Genomic DNA, 12685 nt, shown 5'->3' on the forward strand with positions numbered 1-12685 from the left:
ATTTGGTTTCTAATCACTTTATGTATATGAAAAGCTTCACTAATGCCCAGAATGGCAAACTATATAATCATATCAGCAAAAGTTTTGGCATATTTATTTTCCTCCGGCAGGCAGGTTTTTCAACCAGTAATCAGCCATTGTCTTTCGCAGATGCAAGCTGGTTCCCTCGCCTTCATAAATTCCATGGGAACGCATAGGGTAAGAAATCTGTGAGAAGATCTTTCCGTGCCGTACCAGTTCATTGACCAACATTTCACAATTCTGGTAATGGACATTATCATCTCCTGTACCGTGAATTAACAGCAAGTTGCCTTTCAATCCTGCTGCATACGAGATGGGAGACCCTTTGCGGTAACCCTCCGGATTATTTTGAGGGGTGTTCATGTAACGTTCTTGATAAATCGTGTCATACAGACGCTGGTCTGCTACAAAAGCAATGGCAATGCCTGTGTGGAAAACATCGGGATAACGGAACATACTATTCAGAGTCTGGCTGCCTCCACCACTCCAGCCGGTGATACCGATACGTGTGGTGTCAATGAAAGAGTATTGACGTGCCAAGTCTTGGATGCCTCTTGCCTGATCTTCACTGGCAAAGGTTCCGACTTCTCCATAAATACATTTGCGCCATTCGCGTCCACGGGGTGCATTGGCACCACGGTTCTCGATGCTGACTATGATATACCCCAGGTTTGCCAAGTATTGGTGCCATAAACTTCCTCCGCTCCATACATCCTGTACAGTGGCGTTGGCAGGTTCTCCATAGACATCAATTATGACCGGATATTTTTTGCTGGGATCAAAGTTTACGGGTTTGATCATCCATGCATCCAGTTCCAATTCTCCTGAACGGGTTTTTACAAATTCTTTTGGTTGTAGCCCCAAGGCTTTGTATTGCTCCTTGGCTTTTGCATTGTCAGTAATCAGACGTACACTTTTATGGGCAGGGAAAGACACCATGTCGATTACAGGGGGAGTTTCCGAGTTACTGAATGTATGGACTGCCCATTTGCCGGACGGTGACATGATATAACGATGTTGCCCGCTTTGGTCAACAGGACTTAGCCGCTTTACCTCTCCATTGCCGAAAAGACGTGCCTGGTAGAGATAGCGCTGGGTGAAGTTGTCGGGAGAAGCGATAAAGTATACAAAACCTTTATCCATATCCGCACCTACTTCTTGAATATAATCAAAAGCTCCTTGGGTGATGGGCTTGATTTCTTTACCATCACGGCTTACACGATACAGGTGGCGCCATCCGTCACGTTCGCTTTCCCAAGTGAAATACTTGTTCCCTTTCAACCAACGCACATTGTCATTCGTTTCCAACCATGCGGCATCTTGATCGGTAAAGATATTGACGGGGGTATTTTCACCTATTTTCGCAATCCATACTTTATTGGTGTTTTGGGCACGGTTCATTTGCTGGATGAACAGTTCGTTGCAGCCCGGAATGAATTCCATACGGGGAATATAGTGGTTACGTGCATCACCGGGAAGAGCCAGCCAAGTGGTGTTTCCACCGTCGGCGGATACATAGCCTACTTTTACAGCGGAGTTTGCTGTTCCGGCTTTAGGGTAAGGAAAACGTTGGATTTTAGGATAAATGGAATCTACATTATTGATGATATCAAACCATCCCGTACCTTGGGTATCGCTTTGCCAATAGGCTATGTATTGTCCGTCGGGACTCCAGCGGAAACCGTCGCGGCAGTTGAATTCTTCTTCGTATACCCAGTCGAATGTTCCGTTTACAATTTCATTATTTCCGTCTTGAGTTAGTTGGTTGATTTTCCCGTCAACCAGACTCTCTACGTAAATGTTGTTTCTGGAGACATATGCTACCCGGCTGGCATCCGGCGAGAACTTGGCGAACATTAAGGTAGCTTCCGGCAAGCTTTTGCCCAATTGTTGCAGTTTGCCGTTTTTCAAATTAAGCACCCAGTAATCACCGCGGGTATCATAACGCCATACGCGACGAGTATTGGTGTAGATCAATACTTTGGAGTTATCTTCGCTGAATATGAAATTGCGGACAGAGATAGGTTTTCCTGTTTGCGGATTCAGAAGCATATTGGCAGGGATCAGCACTTCTTTGGAATTGTCCTTTGCTTTATAGGCAGTGACTTCGTATGCTCCCTCGGCATTTTTTTCTATTTTGGAATAACGTTCTCCATCTTTCATCCAACTCACGTTGCTTCCGCCTTCTGTCTTGATCAGTCCTCCGTATACAGCTTCCTCCAATGTGGGGATATGTTGCGCATGAGTTGTGGTTCCGAGACAGAATAAACATAAGACTAATGTAAATAAGTTCTTTTTCGTCATAGTTATTATGAATCTTTTACTAAAAAATAGATGTCCATTTGAAAACACAAGTATGTATTGGGAATCCAGATATCTGTTTTCAAAAAACGGGCGTCTATTTTAGAAAAACGGACGCCTGCTCTTTTCTTTTTTATTTAATTCCTAATTTCTGTTTGATTGCAGCCGGAATAGCATCTTTATGCACCATGAGGAAAATAGTCTTGGCACGTACATAGCTTTCGGACATATTCAGATAACCGCCAAATGTATTGCGTTCTGTACCCCAAGAATTTTTGGTGATATAGTATTTGGTCCCGTTCTGGTCTTTGGTAATACCGGTAAGATGCATCAGGTGGTCATCTGTAGTGACAAATGCTTCATAACCTTCCTGACGGACTTCCGGAGTGACATTTACTTCGGGACACGGTTTTTCAAATTTGTAGGCTTCCGCCAGCATCTCTTTTTGTTCTTTAGGGTCCATCTTTTCAAAACGTGCACGGTCGGAACCCGAGAGGTCTTCCACTTTTTTCACTACCGGATTGATGGCTACACCATTTTTGAATGAAAAACCTTTTTCACTGACATCACCGTCCCAACATACGGTATATCCGTGGGTCAAAGCATAGTCGGCAACTTCCATCATTTCGTCCAGCGGAAGATTGTACATTTGTTCATTTTCCCAATTGTCGGGTACTTCCGGAGAGAATTTCTGGTAATACGGTTTGTGAGTGAAACTAGTCAGTTCAATATAATCGTCCATGTTCAAACCCAGACTTTCGGCAAAAGATTTCGGAGTGTATTCTTTTCCTTTGTAAGTGAACTTTTCAGGAAGTTCTCCTAGATAAGTATCGAAAAGATTGTTGATCAGCTTGTAGTATTCCGCGCTGCGACGTTTCATTTTAACGGCTGTGTTTCCTAAAGCGTTGATGTATCTCACCATTTCACCATGGTTATGTTTCTCTGAGTTATAATTGATTCCGTGATATACTTCCTCGGGTACGATACCCACTTGATTGAAAGCGTTCTTCCATGTGTGTGAAAGGCTTCCTTGTCCTAAATTCCCGTTGCCTCCCCGGTAATAGTTGTCTTCCAATTGGTTTAAGTACTTTTGGCGTACAATGAACATTTCAGAAAGGTCATATTCTCCTTTGCCCATACGGAGCAGTTCGGATTCCATGAACGAAGTGGTGGCAAAGCACCAGCAAGTTCCGGTAGAGGCCTGATTTTTGACAGGAGTTGCTTTCTGTGATGCAACAGTCGTGAATTTGTAACCACTTTCTTGTGCATACATGGCTGATGCGCAGCATAGCAGTGCGGCTAGTGTGAATACTTTTGTCTTCATAAGTTTGTTTTTAATATGATAAGGTTAACAATTAAAAGCCGAAGCGTGACTCAATCCAATATTGGTTTGCCATTTCGTCCCAGCGAAGGATGGTGGCGCCTATAAAGTCTGCCGTATAGTCTGTGAGATAAGCACGGGCGGCTTCTTCTCCTTTGGATTGAAGGATACTTTGGTATTGTGCTTCCACAAATGGAAGTTCCCGTTGTCCTTTTTCCTCGAAATGACGAATATTTTTTTCCATAACTTTACGGGCAGCTCCCCATCTTACAGCAGCCAGTTTGTTGGCGCGGCGATAGTGCCATAAGGCGGCATCGTCGCGATAGCGGTGGTTACCGCAGATTTTATACATAGCAGGGAAATCAGTAATGCCACAGAATACCGGAACGCGCGGGCTTTGTCCGGGATTGTCCATAGAGAACCATACCACACCACCTACTGCATCGGGCAGCCAGTTGCGCAATTGGATAACTGTAGAATAAGCACATTGCGGAACTGCGATATTGCGTACTGATTTCACAACTCCTTTTTTAATACCGTTCAGCATATTCAGTTCATCGCCACGCATCCACGGATTGGCTTTCGGGCTGATAATGGTGTCTACTTTTCCGGTTTTTCTATCTTTTACCGTAACTTTCAGATTCTGTGTCATATCCAGCGGCGTTCCTTCGTATGTTTCCCGGAGCAATGCCATAACATCTGTTACAGATACTTGCTTGTCGGGTTTTACACTGATAGGCAGTTCTTCTGCTTCATAATCAAGCTTTAATGACGGTGCCAGTGCATTCAGGATAAAGTGCTCGCGGGTGCTGAAGGATTTCAGTTGGCCGGAGTAATTCTTTCCGCTATAGGCTTTCCAAAATTTAAAAGGTTCTTTTCCATCCCAATACCCTAATTTTTTAGCCACGTCAAATACATTTTCGGAAGCCATATAGTGGTCGGGATCTTTCAGATTGAGGGTGCTGATCCGTGAGATATTGGCAGATACGCCTACATGATCATCCGGAATACGGACTGCCGCCCATACTCCGCCAATTTTATCTTTTCCTTCTCCGAAAACTTCGAAATGCCATACTTCATTAGGATCGGCGATGGTCAGGCATTCACCGCTGTCGCCATAGCCATATTGTTTTACGAGATCTCCCATCAGGCGGATAGCCTCACGGGCTGTTGTACAGCGTTGTAACGCCACACGTTGCAATTCTTCAATCATAAACATACCCTTGGGATTTTCCAGATCCCTGCGTCCGCTTACGGTAGTTTCACCTATTCCCAGTTGCTTTTCGTTGATACAAGGGTAGGAGGTGTCCATGAAGGCATATGTTTTTCTCGCTTGTGGTATTTGCCCCTTGATTTTTACATTAGTCTGGTCGGCTACAAACTCGGTGTGCATACGGCCATCGTAAATATTCATTACAGTATCCCTTTCATAACTTTCTGCCGGAACCATGTTTACCCAGGTTCGGTACCAGCTGTCGCATGTATGACTGGTTATAACTGATCCATCGGTAGTTGCTTTCTTTCCTACCATAATGCTAGTGCAGCTTTCTGGATCCTTTGTGTAATTCGTTTGGGCTGTGACACTTTGTGCCATGACTAAACCCAGGATTGTTAAAGAGGCTAGTAGTTTCATAAAGGTCGTTTTATTACTATTGCGTTTCAAAAGTATATAAAAAAAACTATTATTCAGAACATTATCGGCTTAATTTTGTTATTTGTATCTATTTATTCGGCCTTTTTTTGTATTTTTGCAAAAAATACAAAAATTGGGAGCACATGACAACTAGTATAGACATAGCTAGAAGGATAGCAGAAGTTAACCATCCTCTCAGTAGAGAAAGTGTTCACGCATTAGCCGAAATTTTAGTTTGTAGAAAATATCGTAAAGGGGAGATTGTTTTGCAGGCCGGTGAGGTGTGTAAAGCAATGTTGTTTATAGAAAAAGGAATGCTCAGACAATTTTATTATAAGTATGATAAAGATCTGACTGAGCATATCGGTTATGAGAACGGAATGATTATTTGCATAGAGAGTTATTTTAAACAGGAGCCCACCCGCTTGATGGTGGAAACTTTGGAAGCATCCGTGGTATGGGAGTTACCCCGTGTGGAAGTGGAGAAATTGATAGATCAATATCACGATATCGAACGTCTTTATCGCAGCTTTATCGAACATTCTTTGATAGAGTCACAGGTAAAGGCGGACACACTTCGTTTTGAACCGGCTCATGAGCGTTATAACAAACTGTTGCAACTTCATCCCGAGATATTAAAGCGTGCGCCTCTTGTATACATCGCTTCCTTATTACAGATGACCCCCGAAACCTTGAGCCGTGTCCGTTCTTCATTGCTTTAGAATTGATAAATTAATCCTAATCGGGTTTCAAAGGTCTTATATCTTACGTCCTCATGGTAGGAATAATGTGTGTGGCGGTAGTAATAGGACACTTCCATATTGGCCTTGAAGTGGGAACTTAGATTTAGCTCGATAATCGGATTCACCACAGCGAGCATTACATTTCCTTTGTCTCCCTGCGCATTCAGATAGAGCGGATCTATTGTTTCCAAATCTTTATGTTCGTATCCTTTCCAGGTAAAAATCTGGTAAAGATGCATATTCAGTGCGAACATGCCGTAACGGCCGAAATCCAGAATGGTGTTGTTCTTGATGCTGTATCCGCTTCCCATATTGTAATTGCGGTCTATTACGTTGTAATAGTCGGTAAGGCTTCCACCCAGCAGGATGGCACTCAGGAATACACGTTGCTCCAAATTTACCAGACTGTTCATTTGAGGGAATTTATAAATCATACCCGGTCCCACACTGGCAGCTTCCGAAATCTTGTAAGGGATACGTCCCGATCCGTCAATCACTTCCTCGGAATCAAAATAGTTGAAGTGCTGGAAGATACCGAACATCATTTCCATGCCGGTAGTGGTTTTCAGGGGGACACCCCATAGTTTGCCCATCAGGTTGATCTGGCTGATAAGAGGCTGGTTCCCGGAAAGACCGAAGGTGGCCCGTGCGGTGAAATAATCGTATGGGCCGTCATTCACTTTATCGAAAGCATCTCCGTATTGTACCCGGAATTCAAGGTAGGGATTGTGCTCTCCACGGAACAGGTAATTGTCGTCGGCCAGATAACGGTCACCGGCACCTATGGAAAAGTGTACCGGAATGCGGTCGTAATCGTGGTATTTGTAATGAGAGCGTTTTACTTGCCACATCTCGCCGGTTATCATTCGGTTCAATCCCCGCATGGGGCAGATCAGGGTTCCCAAAAACTCGCGGGTGAAACGTGAGAAACCACGCTTGGAGTCGTCCAGTACCAAAGAAGACATACGGTGCGTTACTTCTCCCAGGGCGATGCCGCCTAGGGTGGTTGCCATCAGGTCATTGATGGCGGGCGGCTCCACTTCTGCGGCTATTTCCCACATCAAACTACCAGCAAAGGCGTATGGAGTTGATTCCCAAAAGGTAAGTCCGTTGCTGCGTGCTGCATTGAAATAGAGATTTCCGTGATAGGGGTGGGCGAACAGGTTGGTGGAGAATTGGTCGTTATCCCATACAAAACCATGCTTGATATTGCGCCGTATGCTGCCGATACTGATTTTGGCAAAGTCTTCGTTCATTACATAACGGTCGAATGCCCATACTCCGACATTCATTCCGAAAGTTTCGGCAGCGGCACGCCAAGGGTGTTTTTTTTGCAGGCGAGGGTCGGTGAATGTATAAATGGAATCGGAGCGGTGGAGTATCTGGGCTGTGACATTCCCAGCACTTAATGCCAGCAGGCAGACTAATGCGATATGCTGTAGTTTCATATTGTATGAATTAGTTTATACTAGTGTGACGGCTGCTTAAAATAAGATAACACCTGCTTCGAAAATAGGTTTTTTTTCGTAGAACTTATTTTTATCATAGTAGCGCGTCATGCCGTAACCACCCGATGCAAAGAAACTGATTCTGGATTTGAATTTATATTCCAGATTGATACGGGCTTGTAATGAATACATGCGTTCCGGTGTTTCCGCATCTTCATTTTCAAAGTTTTCTATATGGAAATAACCTAAGTCGCCACTTAGTTCCAGTTTGGAGGCGATGGGATAGTAAAGACCGGTACGATAGAACACACAGCCCGAAAATTTGTCATTCAAATCCAGATAGTGTGTACCGATACCCAGCATAGTATAACTCCGGCGGTTTTTAAAACGCACGGCAGCATTCAGTTTGCTGGTGTTACCTGCAAACAGCATCATCTGGATACGGGTTTTAGGAGTGATATTCACCAAACCTAGTTTATGGGCGGTAGTATCCTTGCTATGGTTGATGATTCCTATTTGTATCCCTTTTACATTCCCGCCGCACAGGTTGAGTAAACCGATTTGCGCACCGCTTACTTCTCCGGCATAGTTGCCGGGAGCGAACTGCACACCGCGTAACTTGCCTTGGCAAACATTGGTCAGTCCTGAGAATTGCAGGGCATTTTCCGTCTTGACGGCGATATTTACCGCACCACAAAGCTGCAAGCCTCTGATTTCTCCGGCAGCGATATTGCTGATGGCGGAGAATTGCATACCATTCACGTTTACACCTACATTACCAATGGCTGAGACTTGAGCGCCTTTGGCTTCTCCGCCACTGATATTGAGCAGGGTGGAAACTTGTGCTCCGTTCAGTTTCTCGGCAGATACGTTCATAAGTCCGCCGATAGCGACACCATTTTGTGATTTTCCGGCAATGTTGGCCAAGCCGGCTATCTGAACTCCTTGGGCTTTGTTGCCGGCCAGATTCATCAGACCGCCGATGGTAACTCCTCTTGATATGTTTCCGGCAATGTTGCCTAATCCGGAAATTTGGATACCGTTGGCTTTCCCTCCGGCAACATTCATCAGTCCGCTGAGCATGATGCCATTGGCATTGCCTCCGGCTACATTGGCAATACCTCCCAGTTGGAAACCGGAGGCGTGGCGTCCAGTAATGCTGGCAAGGCCGGAGATTTGGAAACCCGTCATATCGTTTTGTACAACACTGGATACAGCGTTGATACCGATTCCTTTCAGTTGATAGATATTTGTAAGCAGACCGATATTCAGATAAGTGGTTTTGACACTGTCTTTCTTCGCGGAAATGTTCAAGGAGATGTTGGGGCCTTTTTTAAGCTTGTCCTTTTTCTGGGCAAAAGCAGGAGTTGACATACCTGCACAATATCCTAAAAGGAGTATTGCTGCTATACGCATATTCATTTTCATACATTTTTAGTTTCTTGGGTGCAAATGTAATAAAAATGTAGATATAAGGGGGAATTATGGGGAGAATTGATCGGGGTGAAAAAGTAAAATTATGTTTTGTATTGTCTCCTTTCACGTATCATGATCCAGGTGCCCATATATGCGGATGTATAACCTGTAACATATATAATGTATAGCCTGCAACATCTATAATCTTCAGACTTATACATTATATATGTTGCAGGCAGGTTCTTTTTTCTGTCAGGTGTTATTTTACTTCCTGATATAAGAAACGTTTGATACTCTTTTTAGGAGTTTTCTCGAATTCTTCCGGATAGATTTTTACACGGGCTATTTGTGAATATGCAGGAAGTTCTGTATTCAAGTTGATACGGTTCTCCTCCATTGCCTGTGTTATCGCGTCATTATCCAGCCCATGAGCAAAGGCATCGTCGAAATCGGGATAAACCAAAGCCGCCAGTTTGCTGTCTGCCTGCTGTATGATAATACTTTCTGAAACGAACGGCATGTTATTCAATTTATCTTCAATCTCTTCCGGATAAATATTCTGTCCCGATGGACCTAACAGCATGTTTTTGCTGCGTCCCTTGATGGTAACATTGCCTTCCGCATCCATAACACCCAGGTCACCGGTATGCAACCAGCCGTCCTTGTCTATTACCTCGGCGGTAGCTTCGGGATTCTTGTAATAGCCTAACATTACATTAGGTCCTTTGCATACTATCTCACCTACTATATTCTCAGGGTCGGGGCTCAATATTTTGACTTCCATACGGGGAGCCGCCTTTCCGCAGGACCCTAGCTTGAAATATTTCCAATCTTCATAACAGATAATTGGAGCACATTCAGTCATGCCATATCCCACGGTATAGGGGAAATCTATACTTTTCAGGAACTGCTCTATTTCTTGATTGAAAGCGGCGCCTCCTACAATAATTTCGTAAAAATTACCTCCGAAGGCATTAATCATCTGTTCGCGGACTGTGGCTTTGATTTTATCATTGATGATAGGAACTTTCAGTAAAATCTTCATAGCCGGGGTTTCCAGTTTGGGCAGTACATTCTTCTTGATGATTTTTTCGATAATCAATGGAACGGCTACTACCAGATTGGGTTTCACTTCGGAAAAGGCTTGGAAGATGATTTTCGGACTGGGGGTACGGGTCAGGAAATAAATATGGCATCCCACACAGAATTCATAAAGGAACTCGAAAGCCAGTCCGTACATGTGTGCCATAGGGAGCATGGAAACCAGCTTGTCACCCGGATTCATTTTCAAGACATCAAAAGCGAACTGGGTATTCGACCACAATGCGCGGTAAGGAATCATCACTCCTTTGGAATAACTGGTCGTGCCGGAAGTATAGTTGATCACAGCCAGTTCTTCCGGTGTATCCCGGCGGTAGCTGACATGTTCCCGGCGGAAATTGCGCGGATATTTCTTTCCGAACAGTTCATTCAGATGATCGCGTGCATAGTCCAATTTGGAACTGCGGGACACTAGCAGGGTATAGTCATTCATCAAGATAACCCCTTCTAACAACGGCATGGCATTTTCATTCAGATTCTCCCATACCATATCGCCTACCATTAACAGGCGTGCTTCCGAGTGATTGACTATATTATGAATGTTGTCCGATTTGAATTCGTGAAGAATGGGAACAATGACTGCTCCGTATGTAACGGCAGCCAGGAAGGTAACTCCCCAATGAGAACTGTTGCGACCACAGACAGCTATCTTGTCTCCTTGCTTGATGCCGCTTAATTCGAAGATGATGTGTAGCTTTTCTATTTTGCGGGCTACATCTTTATATTGTAATGTGGCACCTTTATAATCTGTAAGGGCATCCAAATCCCAGTTTTTCTTTATGCTGTCTTCCAGGAAGGCAATAAAACTCTGCTCCATTGTATATACTCTTTTGTTTATATTTTGCACAAACTTTAATCAAATGTGCAAATATAAGACTTTCTTTGGAGCATACAAATTAAACAGAGGGAAAAAATAGTGGTTAGTGATTAGTAGTTAATGGGCTGTGCTGTGATACCGCATGGATATGAACCACTAACCAACCAATTAATCACTAACCACTATTTTTCATTCTTTACTGCTGAAATACTTCATGAACTGTGTACGTTCAAACGGATTGCTGGCTCCAGTAGACAGCGCGTTCATCGAACTCTTGAATTCGCTGATATTCTTGTAGCCCTGCCGGTTCATCCATTGAGTTATTTCATTTGTCATATCTGCAATGACCTGATTGCCTCTTTGGTAGATGACACTGCATAATTCTACAGCCGAAGCGCCTGCCAGGATTGCTTTGACTATCGCTTTTCCATCGTGCACACCGCCTGAGATGGCATAGTCTGTCTGAGGAACTTGTGCCGAAGCGATAGCAGTCCAGCGCAGTCCGTTGGACAAGTCGGCAGGAGTACTGAATACATCGCCTGCAGAATATGTCATAGTGTCGATATTGATGTCCGGCTGGTAGAATCGGTTGAACAATACCACAGCATTGGCTCCGTTGGCATAAAGCTGGTTGATCAGTGCGATGGGGTTGGTCAGATTGCTGCCCAGTTTCACAATGACGGGGATGGAAATCTGTTTCTTGATACTGCTTACGATATCGATATGACGCTGTTCGAAAGAACCGCATTGATATTCTTTTTCGGTCTGCAAGGAAAGGATGTTGATTTCCAGTGCGTCGGCGCCTGCTGTTTCCACAGTACGGGCAAAGTCTGTCCATTCTGAGTTGCTGAAACAGTTGATGCTGGCAATGACAGGAATGGTGCAAAGCTTTTTAGTCTGTTCAATCAATGAAATATATTCGTTCAATGCATGAGAGCGTACATATGTGCTCAAGTAGTCATCTCCTTCGGGAGAACCATAAGTAGCCATGTGATGTGCTTCCATCATGATCTGCTCTTCGAAAACTGATTTCAAAACAATGGCTCCGGCGCCTGCCAGCTCCAGTTTCTTGTTCTTTTCAGCGCTGTTTGTAAGGCTGGAACTGCTGATAATAATAGGATTGCGCAGTGACAACCCGGCAAAAGTGGTTTTTAATTGAGTCATATAAATAGTAGTTTTAATAGTTTCGTTCTCCAAAGATTTTGCTTCCTACCCTGACTAGTGTACTTCCGGCTTCCACCGCCAGCGGATAATCGTGTGACATACCCATGGAAATTTCTTTGAAGTATTCTGAATCAGAAAAATAGCTCTGCTTGATTTCTTTGAAGAATGTATTTAAGGAACAAAATTCTCTTTTGATTTGTTCGTCGTCATCCACATTGGTCGCCATACCCATCACTCCTGATAAGCGGACATTTTTCAAATCCTTCCATCCGCCTGTATCCAGCATTTCCCTGCATTCGTCAAAAGAGAAACCGAATTTCGTTTCCTCTTGGGCGATATGTATCTGCAATAAACAAGGGATGACGCGATGGACTTTGGAAGCTTGTTTATTGACTTCAACCAATAATTTATACGAGTCTATGGCATGTATCATAGCTACATAAGGGGCCATGTATTTTACTTTGTTTGTTTGCAGGTGGCCGATGAAATGCCATTCAATGTCTTTGGGCAGGGTTTCATATTTCTGAGTCATTTCCTGCACGTGGCTCTCACCGAAAATACGCTGGCCGGCAGCATACGCTTCTTCCAATGCCTCGTTGGGATGGAATTTGGATACGGCTACCAGGCGGACCCCCGCAGGCAGTTCGGAAAGAACTTCTTTTAAATTTGCTTGAATGCTCATTATCTGTTATACTTTCTATTTTTTATCAGGCTTTATTC

Annotated in this window: 9 protein-coding genes; 1 reads left to right on the forward strand and 8 read right to left on the reverse strand. The window is 43.9% G+C overall.

Annotated elements, in window-relative coordinates; genetic code table 11:
- Positions 1-93: 93 nt before the first annotated feature.
- From AB5935_RS11300 to AB5935_RS11310, 3 genes are all read right to left on the reverse strand, one after another.
- Positions 94-2325 (reverse strand): S9 family peptidase, encoded by a 2232-nt coding sequence (locus AB5935_RS11300; protein WP_007832569.1) that lies wholly within the window; start codon positions 2323-2325, stop codon positions 94-96.
- A 130-nt stretch (positions 2326-2455) separates the two neighbouring features.
- The gene (locus tag AB5935_RS11305) at positions 2456-3646 is read right to left on the reverse strand and encodes an aminopeptidase C (RefSeq protein WP_007832572.1); all 1191 of its coding nucleotides are present in this window, start codon (positions 3644-3646) and stop codon (positions 2456-2458) included.
- Between the two features lie 31 nt (positions 3647-3677).
- Positions 3678-5276 carry a dipeptidase gene (locus tag AB5935_RS11310; RefSeq protein WP_007832573.1) on the reverse strand — a complete coding sequence of 533 codons (1599 nt, stop codon included), beginning with the start codon at positions 5274-5276 and terminating at the stop codon, positions 3678-3680.
- A 143-nt stretch (positions 5277-5419) separates the two neighbouring features.
- Here AB5935_RS11310 and AB5935_RS11315 point away from each other — a divergent pair, with 143 nt between their 5' ends.
- Positions 5420-5998 (forward strand): Crp/Fnr family transcriptional regulator, encoded by a 579-nt coding sequence (locus AB5935_RS11315; protein ID WP_007832575.1) that lies wholly within the window; start codon positions 5420-5422, stop codon positions 5996-5998.
- Here AB5935_RS11315 and AB5935_RS11320 read toward each other — a convergent pair.
- The 5 genes from AB5935_RS11320 to AB5935_RS11340 all read right to left on the reverse strand — a co-directional run bounded on the left by AB5935_RS11320 (position 5995) and on the right by AB5935_RS11340 (position 12647).
- Entirely contained in the window at positions 5995-7467 is a 1473-nt protein-coding gene (locus AB5935_RS11320; protein ID WP_007832576.1) for a DUF3943 domain-containing protein, read from the reverse strand. The two genes, AB5935_RS11315 and AB5935_RS11320, sit on opposite strands and share 4 nt — an antisense overlap.
- A 36-nt stretch (positions 7468-7503) precedes the next feature.
- Entirely contained in the window at positions 7504-8889 is a 1386-nt protein-coding gene (locus AB5935_RS11325) for a hypothetical protein (RefSeq protein ID WP_038612407.1), read from the reverse strand.
- A 253-nt stretch (positions 8890-9142) separates the two neighbouring features.
- Positions 9143-10801 carry an AMP-binding protein gene (locus AB5935_RS11330; protein WP_007832578.1) on the reverse strand — a complete coding sequence of 553 codons (1659 nt, stop codon included), beginning with the start codon at positions 10799-10801 and terminating at the stop codon, positions 9143-9145.
- Positions 10802-10990: 189 nt separating this feature from the next.
- A complete protein-coding gene (locus AB5935_RS11335; RefSeq protein WP_007840347.1) occupies positions 10991-11965 on the reverse strand; it encodes a dihydroorotate dehydrogenase-like protein in 975 nt (324 codons plus the stop codon).
- 13 nt (positions 11966-11978) lie between these two features.
- Positions 11979-12647: a YggS family pyridoxal phosphate-dependent enzyme gene (locus tag AB5935_RS11340; RefSeq protein ID WP_007854197.1), complete on the reverse strand. Its 669-nt coding sequence runs from the start codon at positions 12645-12647 to the stop codon at positions 11979-11981.
- Between the last annotated feature and the right edge of the window lie 38 nt (positions 12648-12685).

It is taken from the genome of Phocaeicola sp. RTP21198st1_B8_RTP21198_201120 (assembly GCF_040929485.1).
GTDB lineage: Bacteria > Bacteroidota > Bacteroidia > Bacteroidales > Bacteroidaceae > Phocaeicola > Phocaeicola dorei.